Annotated in this window: 27 protein-coding genes; 20 read left to right on the top strand and 7 right to left on the bottom strand. The window is 67.5% G+C overall.

What is annotated here, in order from left to right; genetic code table 11:
* Positions 1 to 22: 22 nt before the first annotated feature.
* On the bottom strand, positions 23 to 1,288 hold the full coding sequence (locus tag DAT35_RS36495) for a tyrosine-type recombinase/integrase (RefSeq protein WP_108073871.1): 1,266 nt from the start codon (positions 1,286 to 1,288) through the stop codon (positions 23 to 25).
* A gap of 1,011 nt (positions 1,289 to 2,299) precedes the next feature.
* A complete protein-coding gene (locus tag DAT35_RS36485) occupies positions 2,300 to 2,839 on the bottom strand; it encodes a hypothetical protein (RefSeq protein WP_233261933.1) in 540 nt (179 codons plus the stop codon).
* A gap of 449 nt (positions 2,840 to 3,288) precedes the next feature.
* Here DAT35_RS36485 and DAT35_RS36480 point away from each other — a divergent pair, with 449 nt between their 5' ends.
* Entirely contained in the window at positions 3,289 to 3,867 is a 579-nt protein-coding gene (locus DAT35_RS36480) for a hypothetical protein (RefSeq protein WP_146210045.1), read from the top strand.
* Positions 3,868 to 3,897: 30 nt separating this feature from the next.
* On the opposite strand, the gene DAT35_RS36475 is transcribed toward DAT35_RS36480, so the two are convergent.
* Positions 3,898 to 4,608 carry a site-specific DNA-methyltransferase gene (locus DAT35_RS36475; protein ID WP_108073868.1) on the bottom strand — a complete coding sequence of 237 codons (711 nt, stop codon included), beginning with the start codon at positions 4,606 to 4,608 and terminating at the stop codon, positions 3,898 to 3,900.
* A gap of 421 nt (positions 4,609 to 5,029) precedes the next feature.
* Between DAT35_RS36475 and DAT35_RS59405 the strand changes: the two genes are divergently transcribed.
* Together DAT35_RS59405 and DAT35_RS36460 are read left to right on the top strand one after the other, a co-directional pair.
* Positions 5,030 to 5,491, top strand: a complete 462-nt coding sequence (locus DAT35_RS59405; protein WP_158502058.1) for a hypothetical protein — start codon at positions 5,030 to 5,032, stop codon at positions 5,489 to 5,491.
* Between the two features lie 65 nt (positions 5,492 to 5,556).
* Positions 5,557 to 6,408, top strand: a complete 852-nt coding sequence (locus tag DAT35_RS36460) for a hypothetical protein (RefSeq protein ID WP_108073867.1) — start codon at positions 5,557 to 5,559, stop codon at positions 6,406 to 6,408.
* A 390-nt stretch (positions 6,409 to 6,798) separates the two neighbouring features.
* Here the strand turns inward: DAT35_RS36460 and DAT35_RS36455 are convergent, their stop codons facing one another.
* From DAT35_RS36455 to DAT35_RS36440, 4 genes are all read right to left on the bottom strand, one after another.
* Positions 6,799 to 7,662, bottom strand: a complete 864-nt coding sequence (locus DAT35_RS36455; RefSeq protein WP_158502057.1) for a hypothetical protein — start codon at positions 7,660 to 7,662, stop codon at positions 6,799 to 6,801.
* A gap of 180 nt (positions 7,663 to 7,842) precedes the next feature.
* Positions 7,843 to 8,394, bottom strand: a complete 552-nt coding sequence (locus DAT35_RS36450) for a hypothetical protein (protein ID WP_108073865.1) — start codon at positions 8,392 to 8,394, stop codon at positions 7,843 to 7,845.
* 253 nt (positions 8,395 to 8,647) lie between these two features.
* Entirely contained in the window at positions 8,648 to 8,920 is a 273-nt protein-coding gene (locus tag DAT35_RS36445) for a hypothetical protein (RefSeq protein WP_108073864.1), read from the bottom strand.
* A 51-nt stretch (positions 8,921 to 8,971) separates the two neighbouring features.
* Positions 8,972 to 9,280, bottom strand: a complete 309-nt coding sequence (locus DAT35_RS36440) for a hypothetical protein (protein ID WP_108073863.1) — start codon at positions 9,278 to 9,280, stop codon at positions 8,972 to 8,974.
* A 349-nt stretch (positions 9,281 to 9,629) separates the two neighbouring features.
* Here DAT35_RS36440 and DAT35_RS36435 point away from each other — a divergent pair, with 349 nt between their 5' ends.
* From DAT35_RS36435 to DAT35_RS36355, 17 genes are all read left to right on the top strand, one after another.
* On the top strand, positions 9,630 to 10,244 hold the full coding sequence (locus tag DAT35_RS36435; protein ID WP_108073862.1) for a hypothetical protein: 615 nt from the start codon (positions 9,630 to 9,632) through the stop codon (positions 10,242 to 10,244).
* A gap of 42 nt (positions 10,245 to 10,286) precedes the next feature.
* Positions 10,287 to 10,889, top strand: coding sequence for a hypothetical protein (locus tag DAT35_RS36430; protein ID WP_108073861.1), 603 nt, complete (start codon positions 10,287 to 10,289; stop codon positions 10,887 to 10,889).
* The gene (locus DAT35_RS36425; protein WP_108073860.1) at positions 10,876 to 12,423 is read left to right on the top strand and encodes a terminase large subunit domain-containing protein; all 1,548 of its coding nucleotides are present in this window, start codon (positions 10,876 to 10,878) and stop codon (positions 12,421 to 12,423) included. The genes DAT35_RS36430 and DAT35_RS36425 overlap by 14 nt, the downstream gene beginning before the upstream one ends.
* A gap of 44 nt (positions 12,424 to 12,467) precedes the next feature.
* Positions 12,468 to 13,799 carry a phage portal protein gene (locus tag DAT35_RS36420; RefSeq protein WP_158502056.1) on the top strand — a complete coding sequence of 444 codons (1,332 nt, stop codon included), beginning with the start codon at positions 12,468 to 12,470 and terminating at the stop codon, positions 13,797 to 13,799.
* A gap of 21 nt (positions 13,800 to 13,820) precedes the next feature.
* On the top strand, positions 13,821 to 14,612 hold the full coding sequence (locus DAT35_RS36415; RefSeq protein WP_108073858.1) for an HK97 family phage prohead protease: 792 nt from the start codon (positions 13,821 to 13,823) through the stop codon (positions 14,610 to 14,612).
* Positions 14,613 to 14,667: 55 nt separating this feature from the next.
* Complete coding sequence (locus tag DAT35_RS36410) at positions 14,668 to 15,870, top strand: phage major capsid protein (protein ID WP_108073857.1); 1,203 nt, start codon at positions 14,668 to 14,670, stop codon at positions 15,868 to 15,870.
* A gap of 62 nt (positions 15,871 to 15,932) precedes the next feature.
* Positions 15,933 to 16,403, top strand: a complete 471-nt coding sequence (locus tag DAT35_RS36405; RefSeq protein WP_108073946.1) for a hypothetical protein — start codon at positions 15,933 to 15,935, stop codon at positions 16,401 to 16,403.
* 130 nt (positions 16,404 to 16,533) lie between these two features.
* Complete coding sequence (locus DAT35_RS36400; protein WP_108073856.1) at positions 16,534 to 17,199, top strand: hypothetical protein; 666 nt, start codon at positions 16,534 to 16,536, stop codon at positions 17,197 to 17,199.
* The gene (locus tag DAT35_RS36395; RefSeq protein ID WP_108073855.1) at positions 17,196 to 17,525 is read left to right on the top strand and encodes a hypothetical protein; all 330 of its coding nucleotides are present in this window, start codon (positions 17,196 to 17,198) and stop codon (positions 17,523 to 17,525) included. The genes DAT35_RS36400 and DAT35_RS36395 overlap by 4 nt, the downstream gene beginning before the upstream one ends.
* Positions 17,522 to 17,950, top strand: coding sequence for a minor capsid protein (locus tag DAT35_RS36390; RefSeq protein WP_108073854.1), 429 nt, complete (start codon positions 17,522 to 17,524; stop codon positions 17,948 to 17,950). Before DAT35_RS36395 ends, DAT35_RS36390 begins: the two co-directional genes overlap by 4 nt.
* Positions 17,951 to 17,971: 21 nt before the next feature.
* Positions 17,972 to 18,409 carry a hypothetical protein gene (locus DAT35_RS36385; protein WP_108073853.1) on the top strand — a complete coding sequence of 146 codons (438 nt, stop codon included), beginning with the start codon at positions 17,972 to 17,974 and terminating at the stop codon, positions 18,407 to 18,409.
* A gap of 7 nt (positions 18,410 to 18,416) precedes the next feature.
* Positions 18,417 to 18,842: a hypothetical protein gene (locus tag DAT35_RS36380; protein ID WP_108073852.1), complete on the top strand. Its 426-nt coding sequence runs from the start codon at positions 18,417 to 18,419 to the stop codon at positions 18,840 to 18,842.
* 43 nt (positions 18,843 to 18,885) lie between these two features.
* On the top strand, positions 18,886 to 19,293 hold the full coding sequence (locus tag DAT35_RS36375; protein ID WP_108073851.1) for a hypothetical protein: 408 nt from the start codon (positions 18,886 to 18,888) through the stop codon (positions 19,291 to 19,293).
* 23 nt (positions 19,294 to 19,316) lie between these two features.
* Positions 19,317 to 19,505 (top strand): hypothetical protein, encoded by a 189-nt coding sequence (locus tag DAT35_RS36370; RefSeq protein WP_108073850.1) that lies wholly within the window; start codon positions 19,317 to 19,319, stop codon positions 19,503 to 19,505.
* A 21-nt stretch (positions 19,506 to 19,526) separates the two neighbouring features.
* On the top strand, positions 19,527 to 22,256 hold the full coding sequence (locus tag DAT35_RS36365) for a hypothetical protein (protein WP_108073849.1): 2,730 nt from the start codon (positions 19,527 to 19,529) through the stop codon (positions 22,254 to 22,256).
* Positions 22,257 to 22,258: 2 nt separating this feature from the next.
* Positions 22,259 to 23,056: a hypothetical protein gene (locus DAT35_RS36360; protein WP_108073848.1), complete on the top strand. Its 798-nt coding sequence runs from the start codon at positions 22,259 to 22,261 to the stop codon at positions 23,054 to 23,056.
* A gap of 27 nt (positions 23,057 to 23,083) precedes the next feature.
* Entirely contained in the window at positions 23,084 to 25,510 is a 2,427-nt protein-coding gene (locus DAT35_RS36355; protein ID WP_108073847.1) for a fibronectin type III domain-containing protein, read from the top strand.
* Positions 25,511 to 25,547 lie beyond the last annotated feature (37 nt).

Genomic DNA, 25,547 nt, shown 5'->3' with positions numbered 1-25,547 from the left:
ACCTTGTAACCAGCGCATTTCCCTATCCTTTCTGTACCTCGTTGATGTTCGTAGTGCTCGCGGCGAGTCGCGGTGTCCCGCTCTTGTCCCTCGTCAGTTGCAGCCCCTCAACGCCTCGCCGCAGGTACTCGACACGCGCCGCTGCATAGGCACGTTCGGTGATCTCAGGACGCACGTGACCCAGCAACCGCTGCACCAGCCGCAGGTCCCCCATCTCCGCCAGGTGAGTGGCGAAGGTGCTGCGCAGGTCCTTGAAGGTGAAGTTCAGGGGAAGGCCGCGCGGCCACAGCCGCATGCCACACTGCGGGCACACCGCCGGCTTCTTCTCTTGACGAACCTCGCGGTATCCGCAGCTCTTCCGCTTCCCGCGGGTGACGCACAGGTACTCATAGCCATCCACGAGTCCTGCTCGCACGAGAGCGGCTTTGAAGTTGGCAGCTGCGTCCCAGTCCTCTGTCCGCATGCCGCCGGATGGATTCGGGAAGACCCACGGCGAAGTAGCGGTGCGCTGCATCTCGCGGAGCACTGGCAGCAGTTCCGGGTGGATTGGGACAATCCGGTCCCTGCGTCCCTTCGTGCGGGGACGGTCGTAGCAGTAGCGCACAGTGATCAGGTGGCGCTCCATGTCTACGAGGTTCCACATGAGTCCAGCTACCTCGCCCTTCCGCATACCAGTGAGCGAGGCAAAGAGGTGGATGACACGGTCACTTCCGGCTGCGTCGAAAAGTCGCTCGAGTTGTTCCACGGTCAGGAAGCGTGGAAGCCGCTCTGGGACATCCACCTTCGTGGCTTCGTGCACAGGGTTGTCGCCCCGGTACAACTTCGCCTTCCGGATGGCCCAGCGATAGACCGCCCCTATGCGAGTCTGCAGGGCCTTGAGGGTGGCGGGCGCAAGCTCGTCGCGATAGCGGTTTATGCACGCATCTACGTCCGCCGGGGTGATCTCCGCGAGGAACTTCTTGCCGAGAATGGGCTCAAGGTAGAGCCGAAGCTGCGCGTCCACATCTGGATACGACTCCAGGTGCCTGATTCCGACGCGGTAGCGCTTGGCCGTCTCCGCGAAGGTCACCGGCGTTGGCCCCTCTACCTCCAAGCCCTTGCGCTGCCGGTAACCCTTCTCCGCCAGCTCCTGTGCAACGCGTTCAGCCTCGGCCTTGAGGCGCGCTGTGGTCCGCTCCTGCCGCCGCCGCCCGGCGCCGTCACGGTAGTCCACCCACCAGGTCCCGTTGACCGGTGCCTCCTTCTTTCCCGCCCGACCACGCTTGTAGCGGAAGTAGGCGCGAGTCAACTCGCCACCCCCTCGACGTGCTTCTCTCGCTTCGTCCTTGGTCTGCTACCAGCGACCACGACGCCAGAGCTCCACCACCGGCGTACCTCAACCGGGTCGAAGCGCAGGCGGGAACCCACTCTCTTTACGGGCAGTCCCCCAGGAAGATTGAGCGCGACTTGCTCATAGACCCAGGTCTTCCCCATTCCAGTGAAGCGGCACACGTCCTTAACGGTCCATGCCCGTTCAACAACACTCGAAGGCTCCGAACGCACCAATCGAGGGTGTCCTGCGTCGTAGCTGCAACTACTCATGATGCCCTCACTCGAAATGAGCAGACGCCTCCCGTTGCGCTCGGTGAGCGCGCTGCGCCGCTCGGTTAGGTCTCCACTTCCCCCCTCCTCGCCCCCTCTTCTTCTCGCCCTACCCGCCCGTGACTGGTGTCCTCCTGTTAACAATCTCCGTGCCACGCCGTTTGATGCGTAACGACAGGTGTGCTGGCGATTGGAACCCGTGGCCATCCACCGGTTGGCCCGCCCCGTCTCGGAATGCGGACTCTCGCGCCTCGGACGACTCGAGCGGTGGTGACGAAGGTTGTCGGGTACTCCGTGCGACAGGTCGCCGTAGACCCGGACGCACGTGAGTTCCAGCACTCGCGGCGCGTGCGCGAGCTGCGCAGCTTCTGAAGGGGAAACGGCGTCCCGACAGTGCTCTCGGGCACCAGTCGGGGCACCGCCGACGCGCGGCCGACACGAGCGGCAGACACGCCGGTAAAGACGGCTAAGTGAGGAGGCTGGACACCACCGACCTGCTCCACCGCGCACCCCAAAAACAAACGCCCCGTCCGGTGATTGCGGGCACCGGCGGGGCGCTGCCGACGAGCCCGTGGACGTACCAGTGGGCCGGTCTAGAGAAGGGGCGGCCACTAGGCGTGGAGCCCCCTTGGTTGGGTGGTCTGCCGATGGGATCGCTGCCGCAATTCAGCGATGGTCCAACAGCAGGTAAGTCGGAAACTGGGTCAAATCGTTACTACTACTCCGACTGGACCGCAAGAGGTTGGAGCGAGACGGCGGCGGGAGTGGCCTTCGGCTTCGCGGCCGGCAGGTAGCACTTCCCCTCACGCTCGTAGAGGTCGTCCGGGCACGGGGCACGGATCTCGTGCGGCACCCAGCACCCGCCGAAGGCCTCCACCTCTACGGGCTTCTTGCACGGCGGACGCTTCTGGTTGTCGAAGGGGCTTTTCGGCATCGGACGGGCCAGCACAATGGGCTCGGTGTCCGTCGCGCTGGTGAGCACCACATCATCGGCCACGTTTCCCGAACCGCCCCATCCCGTGCCCGCCCCCTCTGCATCAGCGTCTACGACCACCTGGACACCTGGACTCGCGCGGTGGGTGAACGCCAACAAGGCCGCGGCGACCAGAGCACCGATCCCAGCGGCCAGCGCGATGCGACGCCGGCTCTGGATTCGCGGGGCACTCTCGCGGGGCCGATGGGGCGGGGTGCTCAAGAACTCCAGCGTCCCTGGACGCATCATGGCCACCTGCAGCACGCGCTCTGCGTCCTCAACCATAAACCCGAGCTCCTCGGCAGCATCAACCGGGTGAGCCGACGTCGGCGGACGTTCCACCTCGAGCGCGAAGTACGCAGGCGCCACGGAAGAAGTGAGGCGCACCTGCCAGTCGGTCAGCGGCGCGTCCTCCGCCTGACGCGCGGTCGGCTGGAGAACCAGCGCTGGGGCTCCAGTTTCGGCACGGCGAGCCCGAAAAATGCGACCAAATTCTCCTGTGTGCTTGTACCTCGGCCCGAGCTGGTACGGCCCGAGCTGGACTACCCGTTGGTGCTGGTCCTTCGACAAGGCGCGGCCCTCCCGCGCCCGGTTGTACCTCACCCGCACCGACGCTGTCCCTCGGTGGGTATTCACCGTCCCCTGGGAGCTGGAGGCGCATCTCTCCCCGCGAGCATCCCGCGCGAACTCCGCCGGTCTCCCGCGCGGGAGAGTGGAGGGAGCAGCGCGGGGTCATGCGGAGGTGTGACGGCAGCCCCGGGCGGAAGCGCTGCCGGACGTGCGGCAGCGGCAAGGGAGAGCGCATCGACGCGGGCACATTCAACTGCAGGCCACCCGGCGACGCCTGCGGCGGTACTGGGATGGAGCTCCACTGCGGCCAGGTCGGCGCGCTGGCTTCCACCCTGGGCCCGGTGGAACACTCCTCCGCGATGAGCACGGACAACCCCGCCACCACCTACTGGAAGAGCATCAAGAAGTGGGAGGCCCTCCTCGACTACATGGACGCCATGGTGGACGAGATGTGTCCCGAGGCGGGCGCCACGCCCGAGCAGGTGGAGAAGCTGCGCGGCTACGTAGAGCGCATGGAGACATTGGCGGCCAACAACGCCGTCAAGTACGGCTTCCCTGTCACGTTCCGCGACTTCCAGCGCCGCGAGCGCCAAGCCCGGCCGCGTCCGCAACCCCCGCCGTCCCCACCCGTGCAGAGCACGAAACCCGCTAAGCAGCAGCGGGCCCCGGAAGTCGTCCGTCTCAACAAGGTCCCCGCCGGTGCGCAGCAGGAGCAGAGGGACGAGCAGCCCACCCAGAGCTGACCCGGCCCACAACCGCGAGCAGCACCTGGTTCACGCCGCGCGACTGGGCCCCACTCCTGCGGCGAGCTCCAGCCGGCGTGCGGCCGCCTCGCAGTAGCGCTCCTCGAGCTCAACACCCACGGCCCGGCGGCCGAGCTGCTGCGCCGCCACCAGCGTGGCCCCGGTGCCAGCGAAGGGATCCAACACCAGCCCGCCCGCCGGGCAGGACTTCCCAATCAGGTGGGCCAGCAGCGGCACCGGCTTCTCCGTGGGGTGCGTGCGCTGGCGCGGGGGCACCGGCGGGAAGTCCTTCAGGACAGCCCCGTGGCGCTTCCCGGCGAGCGGCCGGCGCTTCGGCCCGGACGCGTACAGCACCACCTCGTAGTCCGGCGCGTACCCGGCCGCGCAGTCGCCGGAGCCGCCACGCGCCTTCCACCATATGAGGGCCTGCTTCACCCGGGCGTGGCAGGAGACGGCGTCGAAGAAGTCGGGCCAGCTCTCCCAGTGGCAGAAGACGTAGGCATGCGCGTCCGGCGCGAGCACGCTGCCAACGACGGAGAGCGCCTGGCGCAGCACGCGCACCCCCTGGCGCGAGCCGTCCCCGCGGATGGGCGCTCCGCCCGCGCTGCTCCCCTCGTAGGCCATGCCGTAGGGCGGGTCGGTGAGCAGCAGGTCCACGGAGTGAGACAGGGGGTCCAGCGACAGGTCGCGGCAGTCGCCGTGGTACAGGGTGACGGAGTCGTTCGAGTAGTAGGGTCGCATCGTGTTCCTCGGCGCGACGCGGGAGGAAGGCGTCGCAGGCAGGGATGCGTGCACGAGTGGTGCCTGTCCGTCCATGTCCAGGGACGCCACGGCCCGCCCCTTCTCTCCGGCATGCCGATGTTCCTCACCCCGCGCCTCCGGAAGTTGATGGGCGTGCCAGAGCCCGAAGAGCCCAAGTCACCCTTCGGCCCCGGGAACCTCCGAAGCATCCGGCGGTGTTGCGACAAGGCCGTGGCCAAGCAATGCCGCTGCGACTGGTACAAGTGGCACTGCCCGGAGCACGGGGTGAAGGGCGAGTGCCACCCCACATGGTCCCACGAATAGAGGCCGACTAGCCCCGGCCTCCGCGACCCCCGGAAGGACATCCCCCCTCCTTCCGGGGCTCGTGTCTTTCCACCCCCCCCCTCCCCGGAGGAGCCCCATGCCCTGCCCGACCCCGTCGTCCGCCCCTACCCCGCCCACCCTGGCCCAGCTGCTGGCCGAACTCGCCGAGGTGGACCCCATCGGCGCCGAGCGTCTCCGGCCGGAGGCTGAGGGCCTCGAGGCGCGCCAGGCCGACGTCCGGGCCCGCCTCGCCACCGCGGAGGCCGAGCTGCAGAGGGTGACGCTCGATCAGGCCGCATACGAGGATTGGGCTCTCCGGCACCGGGACGCCACCAGCCTCCGCCACGAGGAGCGGCTACTCAGCGTGGACGCCGGGGGCATGCGCTCGCAGCTCGAGCGGGAGCTCTTCCTCGCCCACCGGGCCGCCGCCATGGGCGTGGGGCGCTGCCAGAGTTGCGGCGGCACCGGGGACGGCGAGCCGCTGGATGGGGGCACGTGCCTCGTCCCCACGTCCTGCGACACCTGCGCTGGCACCGGGAGCGCGGCCCCGCGCGGTTGACGGGCACCTCTTCTCTCCGTGGACCCCGGGCGCACTCCGCGCGCTGGGGGCGCACAGGAGACACCATGAAGAGAGCGTTACCCCTGCTGTTGAGCCTGTCCCTCCTCACCTCCACGGCGGCGGTCGCGGCCCTCGGCCCCGACACGCCCATGCCCGGGCTGAACAGTGAGGTATGGGGCCGCATCTGCTCGAGGTCGGACGCCATCACGAAGACCATCGCCCGGGTCAACCCCGGGCTCACGCCGCAGGACCTCTCCTGCATCACCGCTTGGCTCCAGCTCACGATGTTCCGCCGGGTGCAGGTGCTCGGGGCGCTGGGGGGCGCTGGCCCCCTCCTCGTCCACATGGCCGGGAAAGACGGCATGCACACCTTGGAGACGGCCGAGCCCGCCGCAAGGGAGCCAGAGCGGGCCCCCCTCGTCACCGACGAGGCGGAGGCACGAGGCGGGGCCATGGACAAGCTCCGCGACAACCACACCGAGCAATGCCGCGGCGGTGGAGGAAGTGGAGGCTCCGGGAGTGCCGGCGTGGACCATCTCGCCCTGGTCGAGAAGTGGAAGGCCAACCACGCGGACTGGGACACCTCCCCCGCCTACGGCCCGAGCCTCTTCCCTGATGCGAAGGTGCTCAGCCGGGCGCGCAGTGCCATCACCGCTCCCTCATTCCGCGCGAAGACTGCCGCCGCGTTCCCTGCCCTCAACCTGGGGGCCATCATCGAGAGACTCGCCTCCGGCCGACTCAGCGGCCAGGACGTGGAGCAACTCCGCCTTGCCCTGGGGCTCGCCGGTGCCAACCTGGTCCTGAACGCGAAGGGAGTGATCACCACCGCGCCCGCCCGCGCCATCCCCATCTGGTTCGTGCCGCCCGAGGTACTGCCTGACCCCATGCGGAAGACGAACCAGGAGCAGGGACTGTAGTAGCGCGGCGCTCGTGCCGTTGAACACCCCGAAAGCATGGAAGGGGCCCGGCTCCGAGGTGGAGGCCGGGCCCTTCGTGCATCAGGAGGGCGCAGAGGTGGAGCCGCGACAGGCGGCCTGCGAGTTGGATGGCAATCCCCAGGTCCGGACGAGGTACGCGATAGCATGGGCCGAGCATGCTACGTCGGAACAGCCGTAGCGGTTGGGATGACCATCCTCCTGACAACCAAGAAACCAACGCCCACGCAGTCCTGACACGGCCGGAGACACATGCCGACACCATCCACTGATGGTGAAGAAGGAGTAGGCCGCATGTAGTGACGGCCCAGCGTTAATTAGATGCCATTCACCCGCCTCGGCGGTGCTTGATTGCAGAGTATTCTCAGTGTCTCATGACTCTGTGGGCGGGCGCACGAGGGAGCCGACGGTGCTCGCCTTGCGTGAGCGCAACGCAGCCAAATTCACACGTCTCTTGTGAAGTTCCTCGACTGCCTTCTGCCCCTGGGCAAAGTTATCGAGCGCACGCACAATGAGATAAATCGCACCAATAATCGACACCTGTTTGGTTGTTTCGTTAAGTAGAGTCGAGTACCCCAGCGACGTCCACGCAGCCATGAGAGCAAAGCCGAGTTCGAGAGCGGCGTACAATCTTCGTGAGCGTTTTCTCAGCCAGTAAAGACCGACACCGGACGCCAGCGCAACGGAAACCCCCACGCATCTAGCCACCAATCCTCCGGAGGCGACGTAGATGATAAACCAAGGAACAATACCTGATTTCCTTATCGACGAGACAAGCGAAAGCGCAAGCATTGTCAGAAGGATGTTCCAATAAAACACGAGTCTCTTGTATTTACGGGTCGAGGATCGCTCGCCATCCTCAAGATCATCAAGCTCCCTCCTGAGTTGCTCGACGGATGCAACATGCGCCTCCTGCTCCGCGACCACGAGCGTAGTGTCGTTTAAGGCCTGACGAGCACGCTTTAGGCTGGCCAGCTCATCACCATGAAACTCGCCCGGATTTAGCTGCGCAAGCATCTCGGCGTTCCTGACGCTGTCTAGCGTCTCGCGGTATCTAGCCAACACCTCCTTTGATTTGCCTATGTCGATTTGGCTCAATCGAGCCTTCATGCCTGCCGCACTGACTTCACGCCTTCTGCGTCGAGCAAGCTGCCGACGAATGAAGCGTGGATGTCCCAGATTCATCGCGACAAGCAGCACCTCGCGTCGGAGCCTCTTGATGAAGGTTGGTATCATGTCCCATCTGCCATGGAGGCGCGACCGCATGGTCGTTAACGCTCCACAGGTTATGCTCCCTCAAAGCGCAGAATCACCAAGCCCCCCTCGCCGGCCGCATCAGGCGTTCAGTGCTAGCAGCAAAAGGGCCCGGCTCCAAGACGGAGACCGGGCCCTTCGTGCTTCATGAGGTGCGCCAGGTCAGCGCGTCGCGGGCCGGGCGACCACCTTCGAGGTCTTCGCCGCGGCGGTCAGCTTCTTCCCCCAACTGAACAGGCCCGAGGCGCCCGCCGCGGTGAGCAGGATGCCCAGCACCAGGGCGAGCGTCACGGGCGTGCCGGACGCCAACGCCGCGGACAGCTGGAGCGCGGCCGCAGCCACCACCGAGAGTGCGACACCGGCCGCGTCCGAGCTCAGCCAAGGCACCCGGGACGCACCGAAGCGACGCACCACGTAGACGGCGCCGAGAACCAGGGCGCACGCGAGCAGGCCCCAGTTCCGCGAGGCCACCGCCTGGGCAATCAGCTTGACGACCTCACCGAGCGTCACCTCGGTGGGCGGGGCCGTGTCGGGCATGGACGGTGGCTCCAGGGCCTTCAGCACCGCGGGAGGGGTGGCCTGGGCCTGCTGCACCAGGTGCGCGGTGACGGTGGCCGCGCCGGTGCTTGCGGGCGGGCTCGTGTCGGCCAGAGCGGGGCTGGACAGGGACAGCAGCGTGAGGACGGCGAGGGAAGACAGCGACAGGCGACTCATGGGCGCTCCGTGTTGTGAGGGGGCTGGTGTGCCCCGGTCACGAGAAGGAGCGGCAGCGTCCGGAGCCTGTGTCGCGCCTGAGCGGGCCCGATGATCCACAGGGCCGAAGCGACTGGGGTAGGCGACCAAAACACCAACAGTTCTACATGGTTATGCTTGCCGTCGGCCGATGATCCACCAGAGATGTCGAGCACCAAAAGTAAGGGCCCGGCTCCGAGGTGGAGTCCGGGCCCGAGACGATGCAGCGACTGGCTCAACTGCGCGGGGGCCAGAACCAGGTCCCCGGCTGGTCGGGCCCGCCGAAGGGCACGCTCCCGCGCCACAGGTTGGAGCCGTCGAGCCTGCTCCCCTGCGTGAAGGTGCCCGGCTGGTCGTTCGGGCCGTCGAGGAAGACCTGCAGGTTGGGCATCTCGGGATGGCGCATGGCGACCACGACGGCGGGCCGGACCTCTCCCTTGCGGCTACCGGCCTCCTCGCCGAGGACGTAGTGGACGACGCGCCCGATGGTGGGCTTCTGCTCGGACATGGACTGCTCCTGGGTTGTGGGCGGGCGGCATGCCCGGCCCGGGTGAATGGGTCAGCGGGCGCGCGAGGAGGCGGAGGCGGAAGGCGGCCAGAGCGTGGCGGCACCGGCGTTCATCAGCGCCTGCTTGATGGCGGCGACGTCCTCACGAGTCGCCTTGGTGTCGGCCTTCATCTCGGCGAGGGTGGCGCCCGTGGCTTCCTTCCAGGCCCGAAGCTCGGCCACCTGCCCGCGCAGGTCATCCACATCCCGCGAGTACCGCCCGAGAGCGAAGAGCCCCGGCGCAGCGCCGAGCGCGACGGACAGCGCGAAGGGGATCCACGGGGAGAGCCTGGGCTCGGAGGCGGGGGACGGCGTGCTCATGCCCAGGAAGAAGAGGCGGAGGCGCGGCAGCGCGGTTGTCCTACATGCCGGGACGTACAGTGGGATTGAAATGCCCCGCGTGTGGGACCCCCACCCCCAAAAACCGGCCTGCGGGCCAAATTTAGGATTGCTCGGCGCCCTGCAATTTCGCGCGGCGAAATTCCCCGAAAATCCCGGCGATCTGTAAGCCGACCCCCCCTGTTTTTTGGGGTCTCTGAATCCCCAGGCGGGCCGCTGGGCCGTGGGCGCCGCGAGGTGGTGCTTCGCGATGGAGCTGCGCGCGCGTGGCGTGGCGGGCCTCTGACGCCCCTTCTCGTCGGCGTCACCCCAACCGCCCAGGAGGGCACCCATGACGACCCCGACGAACAGCACCCCCGCCACCGCCGCCGAGCCGACGAGCTTCGGACAGGTGGGCTTCGACGCATACGGCAACCACCCGGGCCCCTTCGGCCGGTGGGCCACCTTCGATGGGCGGCCGATCCCGACCTGGAACGAGCTGAGCGACCATCCGGCCGGCAGCCGTGCCCTGACGCAGGAGCGCTGGGAGGTTGCGGCGCAGGCCATCATCGCGGAGCACGAGCGTCGCAAGGCAGTGGGCAGGAGCGGCAAGGGCCTGAAGGCGGGGGAGTTCACCATCACCGTCGAAGCCGCCGAGGCCGAGGCGACCATGTCCCGGCTGGAGGGCCGAGCCGATTCGCTCGTCGCCACCCTGGGGACGGCGGTCTCCCTGCTGGAGAAGCTCGACCCGCCCAGGGCCACCGTCGATACCCTCAACATCTCGCCCAACGACGAGGAGCTGGCCGAGGCGCCCGTCGACCTCACCTCTGCTGCGCGCACCCTGGCGGAGGCGCGTGCGCTCGTCCTGAACGTTGAGCCAAACGACCCCGTCCGGCAGCTCATCGATGCCGCGGCCAGAGCTCTGCTCGAGAGCCTCGCCGTCAAGCCTGCCCCGGCGGACGCCTGACGTAAGCCCCCGGGAGGGGCGAACCCGCCCCTTCTCCAGGGCATGGCGCGGCCGAGGAGAGACAGGCAGGAGGAAGAGGACGCGGCCGACGCCGAGGGCGTCGAGCTGACGGACCCTCTCGACGGCTACCGCCCCCTGCGGCTCCCCGGACCGCGCTCCACGCTGCAGCCGGAATGGATAGAGGTGCTCGCCCGGGCCGTGGCCGAGGGCGACACCTTGCGCGAGGCCGCCGCCCGGGTGGGTGCCACGGAGGGCGCGCTCGGGCAGTGGCTCCAGCGCGGAAAGACGCATGCGGACGAGGGGCGGACGGACGACTACACCCGGCTCTATGTCGAGGTGGAGTACGCGCGCACGAGCTTCCAGCGGTGGCTCCGGAAGACGGGCGACAAGCTGGCGGCCGGCACCAAGGCCAGCACCGCGTGGTGGAAGTGGCGCCTCACCGTCAGCGACCCGAAGAACTACAGTGTCCCGGCGGGCGGCCCCGGGGGGACGGGCGCCGCGGGCTTCATTGCCCTGACGCCGGACGACGCGGTGCGCATCGTCGAGGAGAAGCTCCAGCGCTTCCTCCGTGACCACGCCGAGCGCGAGGCCCTTGCCGCCCCACCTCCGGCACCGGACAGCGGGGGCGGCGATGCAGCTCCGTGATGATCTCGCGAAGCTCCCCATTCGCACGCCTGAGACGGTGGGCCGGTACTCCCTGCTCGAGAAGGTGGCGCTCGAGGCCCAGCGGGTCCACGGAGGGGTAACGGAGCTCGATAAGCTGCTCGGCCTGCACTTCGCCGAGGAGAAGCTGGCCCTGGCGCTCTGGCCCCGGTTCAGCCTCCGCCCGGTGCAGCAGCCCCCACCCGGCGTCTGGCGCACGTGGTTCTTCTGCGGGGGGCGTGGTGCCGGGAAGACGCACGCCGGCAGTTGCGCCACCATCCAGGAGGCCATGGAGGACCCCGAGGCCCGCATCCTCCTGGTGGGCCCCACCCTGCGCGACATCGTGCAGACGATGCTCGAGGGGCCCAGTGGCCTTCTCACCCTGTGTCCGCCCTGGTTTCAGCCCGCCGTGCTCTGGGCCGCGCACGAGCTCCACTTCCCGAACGGGGCCAAGGCGTTCTGGATACCCGCGCAGGACGCCAACCGCCTGCGCGGACCGGGCTACTCGTGGGAGTGGCTGGATGAGATGGTGGCCTGGCCTGGCGAGGAGAAGGCGCCGGCCGTGCTCGAGGAGTGCCGGAAGACGCGCCGCCACGTCACCCGGCGGATGCGCCAGCGGAACATTCCCGCGCGCCAGGTCGTCACCACCACCCCCGCCCCCACCCCTGTCTTCCGCAAGCTGCTGGAGGAGAAGAAGGGCCTGGTGCTCGCGCGCTCCAGCTCCTTCGACAACGCGGCCAATCTGGACGAGGACAGCGTTCGGCAGTGGCGGGCGATGGTCGCCGGCGGCGACGTCCTGGCCCTGCGCGAGCACATGGGCGCGCTGGTGTTCGGCGACCTGGACGCCAGCATCTTCGGGGCGGTCAACTGGGAGGGCTCGCGCGTGAAGCGCTGGGAGCTCATCCCGAAGCGCACCGACAGCGAGGGCAAGGAGCTCCCGCTCTTCGACATGCTGGTGGTGTCGGTGGACCCGGCGTCTGGCGATAAGGACACGTCAGACATGGTGGGCATCTGCGCCGTAGGCATCCGCCGAGAGGGGGATGGGCTCGATCACGCCTACATCCTCAAGGACGCCTCCATGCGCACGGCGAACCCAGCGGAGTGGGCCCGGGCGGCAGTGAAGCTTTTTCAGGCCTGGCGCGACATGGCGCCGCCGAACAAGTCGTTCATCTTCGCCGAGAGCAACACGGGCGGGACGATGGTCAAACACACCATCCGCACCGAGAACGCGAAGGTGCCCGTCATGCTGCGGCGAGCTGGCGGAAGGCGGAACATCAGCGAGTCCAAGGCGGACCGCGCGCGCCCCGTGGCGTCGCTCGCCCAGGCCGTCCCGCCCTGCGTGCACATGGTGGGCAAGCACCACGACCTCGAGGCTGAGTTGAGCAAGTTCACCGGCAAAGCCGGAGGGAAGGACAACCGCGTCGACGCCATGGTGTGGCCGCTCTACCTGTACCTCGTGAAGACGTGGCGCGGGCGGGGCACCGAGGAGCATGCCGAGACGCCCGACGATGACGAGGCCGAGCAGGGAGAGGAGTAGTCCGCGCGCCCCTTCTCCTGGGCATGGCTGGCCTCCTCTCTCGTGTGAAGCGTTTCTTCGGCGCCCTGTGGACCGGCTCCGGCAAGTCCTCTCGCGCGCTCCCCCGCGGCGTCCCGCTCCAGCCCTTCGGTGTCCGGCGCGGTAGCCGCGTCTGGTGCCGCTACTACAAGGACCACGCGGGGCTGCGCGTCCCCGTGGAGACGAAAGCCGCAGCTGCCGCCCGCGTCCGGTGGCGCGTCTACAAACCCGTCAATAAGGACGACGCCCACGCGCTCTCGTACTCGTGGAAGCACGCCACGCCCGAGGAGCGCGCGGCGCTGCGCCGCAAGGCGTTGGAGTCGAAACAGATCGTTGAGGTGGAAGGCCACCTGGTGCAGCGCCTCATCGAGGACCCGAGCCCGCGCCACCCGGGGCTCGAGGTACGCAAGCTCATGTGCATCTACCTCGACGGGCCGGGCGAGTGTTTCCTCTGGCTGCGCCGCGCCGAGGACGGGACGGTGGTGGGCTTCGAGGTGCTGCCGCCGCACGCGGTGCTCACCACGCCGACGGAGCAGCAGCCCTCCTACCAGGTGAGCTACAACCTCTTCAGCGGAGCCATCCCCGAGACGGACATCATCTGGCTGAAGCACCTCGACCCAGAGAACCCGGAGGGGCGCGGAGCAGGGCGAGGCTTGGCTCTCGGCGATGAGCTGGACACCTCCGAGGCGATCCAGACGTCCATGAAGGCGGGCTTCGAGCGGGGTCCGTTCCCCGACGTCATCGTGGGAATCAAACCCGACGAGGCGGCGACACTGCCCCCGGAGTCTCTGGTGGAGGACGCCACCAAGCGCTTCCAGACGGAGCACGGCTCGCCCGACAAGGCGGGCAAGCCCTTCTTCGTGGCGGGTGACACGACGGCCACCGTCATCCAGCCCAACAACCGCAACATGCAGACGTTGCAGATAGAGCAAGCCCTCCGGGACTTCATGCGCGAGAGCTACAACGTCAACCCGGAGATCATCGGCAAGCTGGCCAGCTCCACCCGGGCCACCTCCGAGGAGGCGAAGTACAACCTCGCCGAGCATGCCGTGCTGCCGGTGCTGGACTTCCTCCGAGCAGGCTTCCAGAAGTTCCTCGTCCCCAAGGTGGACCCAGACGCGCTGCTGGACTTCGACGACCCGCGCCCACAGGCCTTCGAGCGGGCCCTGGCGGCGATGACGGCCGCGCCCAACCCGGCCTTCACGATGAACGAGCTGCGCAAGCTCGCTGGCTACCCGGCCGACCCCGAGCTGGAGGGGAAGCGATTCCTCCCGCTGCCCGGTGCTCAGCCCGTCCAGGACGAGCACCCCACCGAACCGAAGAACCCGCCGCCGCCGCGCGGGCCCGCGGCTGACTGAGTCCGACCCTTCTCCGCCAACATGACGAAGCCCACCACGACCCCGAAGCAGCCACTTCGCGTGAAGGCCATCGGCCAGCTCGTTCGCAAGGCCGAGGGTGCCGGAGCGCAGGCCACGGGCAAGCCCGTCTTCCGGATCACCGCGGCGACGCTGGACCGGCACCTCGACAGGATGCTGCCCACCGCGCTCAAGGTGGAGGCCTACGCGAGCAACCCGGTGGTGCTCTGGAACCACAACGACCGCGAGCCCGCCATCGGCACCGCGCGCGTGTACCAGGAGGGCGAGGAGTGGCTGGCGGAAATCACCTTCTCCGAGGTGACGCAACTGGCGCGCGACGTGTCCGCCCTCGTGGCCGAGGGCACCCTGCGCACGTGCTCCATCGGCTTCATCATCGACGACTTCGAGAACAACGACGAGGGGGGGTGGGACTACCTCTCTGCGGAGCTCTGCGAGCTGAGCATCACCAACGTCCCCGCTGTGAGGGAGGCCCAACGCGTGAAGAACACGAACGGAAAGAACGAGGAGACCCAGACCGAGCCGCCGACGGAGGGTGAGCCCACGAAGGCGAAGGCGCTCGACCAGGAGACGCTCGACGCCATCAAGGCCGCCGTCACCGAGGCGATGAAGCCTTGCATGGAGGCGCTGGCCCAGCTGCAGGCGTCGCTGACGAAGTCCTCCGAGGAGACGCCGACGGAGGAGCAGCCGGCGGACACCGAGACGGAGCCCAAGGCGGCCGACACCGAACAGCCCGAGCCAAGGCCCGAGGAACAGAAGAGCGCCAGCGGGCGCACCCGATTCCTCTTCTGCACATGAGCCCCGCCCCTTCTCCCCTCCGTCTACCGCGTACCCCTCACCCGAGGACACCAGCATGAAGAACCTGTTCACCCCCGAGCAGCAGAAGGCGCTCGAGGCCATCGTTGCCAAGCGCGTGGAGGAGACGGTGGCCGCCATCAAGGCCGCACAACCCGCCATCCAGCCCACTGCCACCGCCAAGGGCATGAAGCCCGCCGAGCGGCGCAAGGCGCTGCGCGCCCTCATGGGGCTGGCCGCCAAGGCGAGCTACCTCCAGCTCGCCGCCGAGTCCGGCCTGGTACCCAAGGCGCTGTCGGACGCGTGCGTGAAGGCGGCGACCGAGGCGCAGTCCCTCTTCGTCGCCAAGAGCGGTAGCCCCACCGGCGCCCTGTTCTCTGCGGGCGGCTCGCTGCTCGGCGAGGACTACGCCACTGACGTCATCGGCATTCTGTACGACGCCACCGTGGTGCTGCAGGCAGGTGCCCGTCCGGAGGCGGTGCACGGAGCGCGCAAAAACCTGGGCCGCCTCAACTCGGGCGCCAAGGCCGAGTTCGTCGAGCCTGGCCAGGAGCCCACCGCCAGCGAGATCGACACGGGGATGGTGGTGCTCGCCCCCAAGAAGATCATGGGCATCATCGAGCCCACGCGGGACATGCTGCGCGATCCCACCTTCGCGGGCGGCGAGGAGACCTTCACCACCGACTTGCTCAATGCCATGGGCGTAAAGAGCGACCAGCAGTGCCTCATCGGTGACGGCAGCGGCCCCCGGCCCACGGGGCTCATCCGCCAGGTGAAGAAGGCGAACGTCTTCAACGCCTCCGCCGCATACACCCAGGCCAACCGAGAGGCGATCATCGGTGATTTGGACAAGGCCGAGCGCATCGTCCGCGAGAGCAAGCACCCCTTCCAGGGCGCGAAGCCCGGCTGGGTCTTCTCCTCCAAGACGCTCGAGCGTCTCAAGTCGCTGCGTGACGGCGCCGGGTGGATCTTCCGCCAGCAGCTCGACGCCGGCACGCTCAACGGCTACCCGTACTACGTCACCGACTCGATCAGCGGCGCGGGGACGGGCGGCAAGGACCTCATCATCTTCGGTCTGTGGGACACCACGAGCTACGGCATGGGCTTTGGCGGCGAGGCTCCCGAGTCCGGCATCCTCATCGAGATGGCGGAGCCGAAGTTCACGCGCGACCTCGTGACGTTCAAGGGCGTGGGCTACGTGGACCTCAAGCTCCGCTACGACAGCACGTTCTGCGTCATCGATTCCATCGTCTACGCCTGATGCTGGCGGGCCGGGTGCTGCACGGGCCCGGCCCTCCCTTCCCGCTGTACCCCAGAGGAACCATGGCCCTGCACCACTCTCTCAACAACATCGGCGCGACCCTCTCCACGGTCGGTCACGTCGCGGACACTGCCGGCCCGAAGGGCTACCCGCCATCGCTGCTGGCAGCAAACACGTACACGGACGGCGACCCCTTCAGCCTTCAGGGGGCGCGCAGCGCCGTCCTCACGGTGATGAGCGGCACCGCCAGCGGCGGCCCCACCGCCCAGAACCACGTGTTCACCCTCGAGACGGCCCCGGCTGGCACGGCCGCCGACGGCGCCGCCTGGAAGGAGTACCCCGGCGCCACCGTCAGCCTCACCGGCGACGAGAAGTCCGCCCGGAAGGACTTCTCCCTCGGCATGCTCCCCGAGGGCCACAGCATCGGCCGCGTGAAACTGGTGCTGGGCTTCACCGGCGGCAGTTCGCCCAGGCAGGCCGTGAGCGCCCACGTGACGCTCGGCGGCTACGAGGCGCTGCCGGTCGCGCAGTAGCCCACCCTTGCTGTCCCCGGCCGGGGAGGTGGCCCTTCCCGGCTGCCTCCCCGGTTCTCGTTTCCAGGTATCCCATGTCGCCTATCACCGAGCTGCGCACCCACGCGCGCGCTGGACGTGGGGTGTAGCCGTGCCCACGCCATTCGACTTCATGACACTGCAGCGCGCGGCCGACCGCCTGAAGGTACCGACGACGGATGGGGACCTCCCGGGCATCATTGCCGCGGCGAGCCTCGCCCTGGCCAACTGGCTGGGCTACGACGCCCACCTGCGCGAGAGCGTGGAGGAGACGGTGCCCAGCGAGGGTGGCGTCTACCTGTGGCTCGCCTCGGGTGCGGTGCGACGGGTTCTGAGCGTCACCGTGGGCGGCACGGAGTTGGACGCCAGCAACTACCACCTGGAGAGCCCGACACAGGGGCGCCTCGTCCGACGCACAGGAGGCTGGCCGTTCACCGGCACCTACTCCACGGGCATCTCGTCCACTGCGTTGATGTCGCACGACACGGGGCTGATCACCGTCCGCTTCGACGCCGGCTGGCGCACTCCAGGCCAGGTGGCGCCGGTGCTTGAGGCTGACCCCTCCAGCACGCTGAAGAGCGACCTCCCAGCCGAGCTGGAAGAGGCCGCGCTTATCACCCTGGCGGCGCTGTACCGGCCGGCCGGGAGGGACCCCAACGTCATCGCGCGCACCGCGGGCGCCGGCTCCGTAACGTGGCGCTCGGACCCCAGCGTCGTCCCGACGCTCGCGCGCCAGCTCGCCGGGCGCCACTACAAACACCACCGGAGGAAGGCGTGAGCAGCATCATCGCAGAGGACATGCGGCAGACGCTCTACATCGCCAAGAGTACCGGGCCGGACTTCCGAGGGACGGAGACGTACGGCCCCGCGGGCCCGGCCCCCTGCCGGTGCGAGCCATCGGGCCGCATGGTACGCGCAGCGGACGGCCGGCAGGTGGTGGCCGAGTTCTTCATCCTCACCACCGCCAAGGTGACGGTGGACGACATCGTGTGGCCACCCGGCGAGGACCACACGAAGGTCGGCGCGAGCCGAAAGCCATTGAAGGCCGCCCCGATCGTGGACCTGGAGACGGGACAGGTGGACCACTACGAGGTGTCGCTGTGAGGCTTCGCGACGTGGAGGTGGAAGTGGCGCTGCTGCTCGAGGCTGCGGGCCTGGGCAGCACCACCAGCACCCCGCCCACCATCTACGCTGGCCCGTTCCCGGCGAGTGCTCCGGACGCCATGATTTCCTGCCTCCATTCGGGGGCGGAGGAGCCGGAGCAGTACCTGGCCAATACAGGCCAGAGCTACCACCGGGAGTCGGTGTCGGTGCTGGTTCGAGGCACCAGGGAACCGAACAGCTACGTGGTCGACGGCGCCCGCGCACGCGCGGCCTGGTCGGCGCTGTACGACCTGCACCCGGATGGGTACGTGACGGTGGACCCGGAGGACGGGGCCCCCATCTACAACGGCCCGGACGAGCAGGACCGGCCGCGCTGGAGCTTCAGCGTCAGCCTGGAGTACCTCTCCGCCAGTTCCTCGGACTGAACGCCGCCCCTTCTCCGGAGCATGGCGAAGGCGCGCAACTACAGGGCCCGGGTGAAGGTGGAGTTCGACGACTCCAACCTCCAAAAGCTGCGCTCCCGGTACAAGGACGTGTTGCGCGATCTGGACCACGTCGTCATCGACGTGGCCCAGAACATCGCCGACCGCGCCAACTTCTCAGTCCCCCGCGGCGGAGCTCCGGATGACCCGCTCAACCTCGCGGACACGTCATTCGTTGCCTTGCCCCACCACAACCCCGAGCGCATGAGCACCACCGCGACCACAGGGTACGAGCACCCCCAGGCCGGACCCATTCACGCGGGCTGGCACTGGGGCGAGAAGACGAAACCCCCGCCCAACTGGCTCCGAAATGCCGCGAAGCGCGGGGCGCGCGCGCAACTGCGCAAGGGCGTGGCAGCGCAACTCCCGAAGTCCCTCGCGAAGTTCTTCCCCCAGAAGTGAGGCATGCATGTCCTTCGTTATCTCTCACAAGGTTCCAATCCACATCACCGCCACGGCCGACGAGGCGCTCTCCGACGCGAACAAGCTCGAGGCCGGCACCAAGTTCGGCGTGACGGACACGGACGAGTTCGAGGAGGAGAAGTTCCTCAACTCCCCCGGCTACAGCGAGAACGTGCCCGTCTGGTCCTCCCTGAGCGGCTCCATCGAGGGCAAGCGCAAGACGGGAAGCGCGACTCAGGAGGTGATGGCGAACGCCAAGAAGACGCGTACCCCCTTCTTCATCCACGTCATCTCCAACCCCACCGCTGCAGCCGGCAGCAAGGGGCTGCGCTACGAGGTGTACGCCGAGTCCGACGAGAAGAACTTCGAGGCCGGAACGGCGCAGTCCTTCAACTACCCCCTGAAGTTCAACGGGGCCCCGGTCCCCATCTGACCCACGTCCCCATCCATCTCCCCTACCACCGGAGACTCACCCCATGAGTATCGACCTGCAAAGCAAGCTCACTCCCCTGCCCCGTCTCTACAAGGAAATTACCCTCGACGTGGGTGGCGAGGCGGTTCACCTCATCATCCGGCGCCCGCCCAGGACCGTCATGGCCATGCTTCTCTCGGAGGCTCGCAAGGCCGGTGAACTGGACGAGCAGGACAAGCCCAAGGACGGGGGCTGCGCCATGAGGCTCATGGCACGCATGGCGGCCTCCGTTCTGTATGCCCCAGATGGCGTTCGCCCGCTCTACGACAGGAAGAATCCCGAGGTCATCGAGAACCTCGTCGAGAACGCCGAGTGGTTGCTGGACATCCAGGAGGATGTGGTGGGCGCCCTCGGGGCGAACGGCGCCGTCGTGGAGAGAATCCAGGGAAACTCCGAAGCGACCCAGACCTAGCACTGGAGGTCCGGGTCGCAAGAATGCAGGGCTGGACGCAACAGGAGGCGGCAGCTCAGCCGTACTGGTGGATTCTCGCCATCGCCGCCGACCACCTGCTCGAAGCGCAAGACGCGAAGGCAGAGGTCCACGACACCGGCGCGGCACCGCGCACCGGGTCGGAGGCGGGCCGTAGACGCGTCACGCGTACCACCAACTACTGCGCAACGTAGGGCTCTCGAGGAGTCGGCACCATGTCAGGAGGCAACGGCCCAGGCGGCCTCAAGGTCGGAGACCTCTACGTCTCCGTCACTGCGGCCATAGGCGATGCGGTGAAGAATCTCTCGCAGCTCGTCGAGGCTGTTGGCGAGGCAGCCGACGAGATTGAGGAGCTTGCCAGCAAGGGGGCTGCTGCCCTCGGCGACATGTCCGACGGGTTCCTCACGCTCGCAGCTGCGGCCACGGGTGCCTTCATCCTCGGCGCTCAGGGCAACAAGAAGATGGCCGACGCCATGGAGGAATTGGAGGGCGTCACCCGCACCCTGGCCATCGAGTTTGCGAAGGACCTTGTCCCGTTGGTGAAGGACCTGACACGCCTCCTCAAGGAGGCAGTGGCCTGGTACCGCAACCTCTCGGACGGTCAGCGGCAGGCCATCGTCTCGGCCGTGAAGTGGTCGTTCATCCTCGGTACCGGACTCAAGGCGCTCGAGCGCGGCATCGTCTTCGGCAAGTCCTTCGCGGAGGGGACAGTAGCCATCTCGAAGACATGGGCCGCCGCGGCGCCGCACGTAACGAAAGCCTTCGGCAGCATCTCCAAGGAAGCGGTGAAGGCCGCCGACGCCGTCGCCGCCATTGGGAAACGCGACACGGCGAAGATGTGGACGACGCTCCCCACTTCCCTCACCACTGCCGCGACCGCAATCAAGAACCTACCTACCACCCTGGCGAACATTGGACCGGCCCTTGCGGCGATGCGCGTAAACGCGGTCGCCACCATGGCTCCCTTCGCAGGTGTGGCCGCCACCGTGTTGGCCGTGGTGGCTGCCGTGGGTGCCCTCGTAGTGCTCACTGCGGTTCTCCGTGATGCATGGGAGCAATCTGGCAGCGGCATCACCCAGTGGCTCGACGAGGTCGCAAAGGACGCCATCGCGCTTGGCAAAACCATCGCCACCTTCGTCGGCGACATCTTCTCCAGCCTGACGAGCTTCCTCCGAAGGGGAGTGGAGGTCGCATTCGAGTTCATCGCCGCTCAGGTGCGGTGGATTTCCAAGATGGCCGCGCCGGTGGCGAAGTTCGTCGGCGCGAAGGACGTGGCCGCCATGTTCGAGGCCATGGCCAACACGTCCGGCAAGAAGATGTTGGAGTACCTCGAGAAGGGCTCAAAGGAGTTGTGGGACGCCGGCAAGGGCTTTGCTCAGGACGCGCTGAACCGCGTCAGTGAAATTGCCAGTCGCACCAGAGATGCACTCGCAGGCGGTGCGTCGGTCAGCGCGGACATCCTCAAGACAGCCATCGACTCTGCGAAGCGGGGCTTTGCTCTCCTCAACAAAGACCTCGGCCTCAGCGAGTTCATCGAGGACATCACCTCGAAGATGAAGGCCCTGTTGCCGCAAGCCCCGTCGGAGAACGACATCGAGAACGTCGGGGCCACCAACAACCTCTCCGACATCCAGACGTTCGCACGCGAAGCGCTGAAGTCCGTCCGCGACGTGACGCAGATGATGGTTGAGCACGCGCTCCAGGAGAAGCGCATCGCTGAGGCCCAGCAGAAGTGGCTTGGTGAGAGCGTCATGGGGCCGCAGTTCGACATCCTGTTTCGAGAGAGCATCGAGCCAGCGATGAAGAGGGCAAAGGAGTACCAGGACGCCCTCGTCAAGAACGCGAAGGACATGGCGGATCGGATGCAGCAGGCGCGTGATGCGCTGATTAACAAGTTCCTCTCGAGGCTCGGCGATGCCTACGCGATTGCTGAATCCGCCTACCAGGGATTCCAAATGGGCGGGATCTGGGGCGCCATCATCGCCGTCATCCTGGACCTGCTCTCGCGGTCGCAGGCGTTCGTCGACATCGTCGAGATGGGGAACGGCGCCATCAAGCAGATCGCCGACTCCATCGGACGACTGCTTGAGCCGATGAAACCGCTCGTCGCAGCGCTGCTGCAGCTCGACGTCATGGTGGGCCAGTTCCTGGGGCCCATCCTCGAGCAGATTGGGCGGGCTCTCGGCCAGCTCGCGCCGTTCCTCATCCTCATCGGGGAGATTCTCTCACCCATCCTCGCGGTGTTCGGCGGAGCCATCGAGGCAATCATCCAAGCGTTCGTCTGGATTGCAGAGAAGACGCTGCCGCCTCTGTTCGAGGTGTTGAAGATGGTGGGCCTCATCATCATGGGCATCATCTACGGCCTGGAGAGCGTCTGGAACGGCATCCTCAGCGTCATCCAGAAGGTCTTCCGCGCCATCGCGAATAAGGTTGTCATTTTCGGTGACAAGCCGTTCGACTTCTTGAACGACTGGGCGGACGGCCTGGAGGGAGCGAAGGCCGACACGGACGGCCTGATGGATGCAATGGTGAGCCTTGAGAGACTCACATGGGACGCTGCGAAGGCGAAGGCAAAGGAGATTGAGCAGACGTACAAAACGGTGGACGCGCTCAACAATGCGACTGAGGCCCTCACCAACGTTCCCACCTATTGGAAAGTGCCGCTCGGCCGCTTCAACGCACAGGACGCGAAGGGCACCACCACCACGCCCAGCACCCCGAGCAGTGGTGGCTCCTCCGCCGGCGGTGGCAACTCGGGCACCAGCGCCTCCCCCCCGGCGACGGTGAACGAAGCACCTGGCGTGGTGGTGGAGAGCGTAGTCATCAACGCCATCGACCCGAACGCGGCCGCAGACGCCTGGGAAGCCAGCCTCGACCGCGTCGCCATGCGCCAGCGCGGCACGCGCGGTCGCGGGCGCAACTACGACACCGTCGTCTACAACTGACCATGGCCCTCCTGACAATCAACGGCGTCGAGGTGAGGTGCACGGCATCCAGCTGGGAGCCCGTCCGCATGGGCGAGGTGACGCGCGCGCTCAACGGCCGGGCGCGAAACACCTCGACGGTGAGGAAGGCCAACTACATGTTCACCACCAGCGCCGTCCTCCCGTTGGACTACGCCACCGCGCTGCGCGGGCTCATCGAGGGAGAGGGGCACGTGCTCTCCTTTGAGGACACCACGTCGGCCACGAGTTGGCTCTACACCAGCAGAGGCGCCGCACCCGACGTCATCAGCGGCCACAGCCGGGTGTCCGGGCGTCACGGGTCGTACGCCCTCCGATTGAGTGACAGCGCCCCCACGGATACCTTCTGGCCGCTCTCGTTCCCTGCTTCATGGACAGTGCTCGCGTGGATTCGCAACCCTGACATAGGGACGTGGGTGCATCGCATCGGGCGCAGCGATGGGACAGAGTGGGAAAATGGCAACCTTGGCGCCCCCGGGGAATCCGTGTTTGAGTCCTGCCGCGTTGACGTCGGTAGGCTCGGGTTGACCGCCCATGTGCTCGGCACCCGGGACTTCGACGAGGTTGTGGCGCTGCCATTCGCCATCCCCGACGAATGGGCCCCCGCGCTTTACGCTTTCCACTCCACCCGAGCGTTCCCGTCCCTGCCGGAGGTGCTCACGGGTGGCACGAGAATGCCCACCGGCGGGCTCATCTGCATCGGCCTGTGCGGTGCCGGGCGCACCGGCCCGCGCCTCTTCAGCGTGGTCGAGCAGTTCGACTTCACCCTCTACGGGGTGTGAACTCGGCGCGCGCCTCTTCTCCGAGGCATGCGCCCGCTCTCTGAGCAACAGCAGTTCCTCCTGAAGTGCCGCACCGGGTACACGCGGCGAGGCCGCGTCCGCGTCCTGGTGGGCAGCACCTGGCACGACCTCACCAAGCTGTTCGGCCGGGACTTCCTCGAGGAATACTCCGTCGACGAATCCCTCGACCAGCCGGTGGCACAGGGCACCGTGCGCTTGCGCCGGGAGGTGCACGGCATCTCCCTCGCACCGCTGATGCAGGAGTCTCTTGCCAACAACCTCACCGGCTCCTACGCACCGCTGCTGGACCCGGGGCGGCTCTTCCGGGTGGAGGTGGGACTCGCCCCCTCGGATCGTGAGCCTGGGGCTTCCGACTGGTTGCCGCTCTTTCTCGGGCGCATCGACACCGTCGACCCCGGGCCGGAGGTGATCACCGTCTCGGGGCGGGACCTCTACCTCGGTGTGTGCCAGGACACGTTCCTCGAGGCTGAGCACGTCTACGGCAGCGACGCGGGCGTGGCGCTGGAGACGGTGTGCCAGCAGGTCCTCTTCGACGCGGGCCTCGGCTTCATCGGACTCTACGCACCCGTCCCCTCCACCCAGGCCCTGGGCAAGTACAAGGAGCCGGTTGGCCCCGTCTTCGAGGCGCTCTCCAAGCTCGCCACAGCGCGAGGCTGGGAGGTGCGGCAGAAGTGGCGCGCCGACACGGGCGACTGGGGCGTGTGGCTATACGGGCCCGACCGCACCGGCGCCTCGGTGGCGTGGACGTACGGGCCCGGGGACTACACGGAGCTGCCCAGTCTGCCCGTCTCCCTGGCCGACATCCGCACCGCGGTGGAGGTGGTGTACTCGGACACCGCCGACCTGGACGCCAAGGGCCAGCCGAAGAGGAAGACGGTGCGCAAGGAGAGCGCGGCGGCGCTGGCCCGCTACGGCTTCCTGACACCCTCGGGCACCCGCCTGCACCGCTTCTGTCGTTTCACCGAGGCGAGCACCTCCAATATCGACACCGAGGCCGAGGCGGGGCGCCTGGCGCAGAGCGCGCTCGATGATCTCTCGCAGGCCGACATGTCCGCCGAGCTCGAGGTGTGTCTCCACCCCGGCCTGGAGCTGGGGGACATGGTGCAGCTCTCGGCCAATGGGGTGCACTTCAGCGCGGGCCAGACGCTGGCCGTGCGCCAAGTGACTCACAGCGGGAGCTCGGGCGACGGCACCACACGCCTGTCGCTGCGCGGGAAACCGTCTCTCTCCCCGCGCACCTGGCTCGACATGGAGGCCCGGCCCGGCGTGGCCCCGGCCGCCCCCTTCACCGGCCCGGCCGCGCCGCACTCCCTCGTGGTGACCAACTCCGTGACGGGCGCAGTCCTCAGCTTCACCGACCCCAGCGGCGACAACGGCGTGCCCGCGGTGGAGTTCGAGTTGCACGTCGGCACCACCCCAGGCTTCACGCTCTCGCGTGACACCCTGAGATCGGTGGCCAGCACTACGTGCTTCGACCTGACGGGCCTGAAGGCCGGGGTGCCGCTCTACGCCCGCGTGCGCGCCCGGACGGAGAAGGGCAACGTGGGCCCGGCATCGGACGTGGTGACGCTTACGCCACGGCACGTCACCCCGGGGGACGTCTCCCAGAACGTCACATGGGCGGCGATGCCCCTCAACTCCGACTTCGAGGCCCATACAGATGTGAGCCTGCCTCCAGATGCGTGGTCGGTCGGCAGAGGCACATGGGGAACGGATATCACCGCGGAGACAGGCACGGTCTTCAGCGGCATTAGGTCGGTTCGACTCCTCGGAGGGAGCACCCCCTTCATTGAAAGCCAGCGGTTCACCGTGAGGCCGGGAGATCGGCTCATCGCGTCGGCAGTGGTCCTTATCCCCGCGCCTGAGAACACGACCCACACCGCATCTCTCCAGGTCAGGTGGCACAACTCAACCGGGGCACTCGTTAGCGAGGTGCTCGTTTCACAGACCTACTCTGCTGGCTCAGACGTATGGCAGACACTGGGCCTGCGATCTCGCCCTGTCACCGCTCCGGCGGCCGCGCGCTACGCCAGCATCGTGGTGTCTAAGTCAACCCCGACGGGATACTCGGTGTATGTCGACTCCACCCGCGTTGTGCTGACCCCGAACACCTTCCTCTATCGCTACCCCAACACCGAGAATGGGTGGAAATCGGCTGGCGGAGTCAAGGTACAACCGCGTTACAGAATGAACTCTCTTGGCGAGGTTCGCCTGAGCGGGGCAATCACGGGCGGGGCCCTCGGCGCGGCGGCGTTCTACCTGGACGACGGAGATCGGCCGGGCTTCACCTCAGACTATGCGTGTGCTGGCTCTTCTGGGCCGGCCACTATTCGAATCGATGCTGCCACCGGAGCCGTCATTCCGCTGACAGGAGCGTCACCCATTAATCTGGATGGGGTCACGTTCCTGGCAGAGTCGGTCGGCACCATGTGACTACGGATTCGGGACGTTGCTACTCCACCCGACCAGC

This window comes from Vitiosangium sp. GDMCC 1.1324, assembly GCF_003044305.1.
GTDB lineage: Bacteria > Myxococcota > Myxococcia > Myxococcales > Myxococcaceae > Archangium.
The sequence above is the reverse complement of the archived record's forward strand: the minus strand, read 5'-3'. Positions and strand labels throughout refer to the sequence as shown.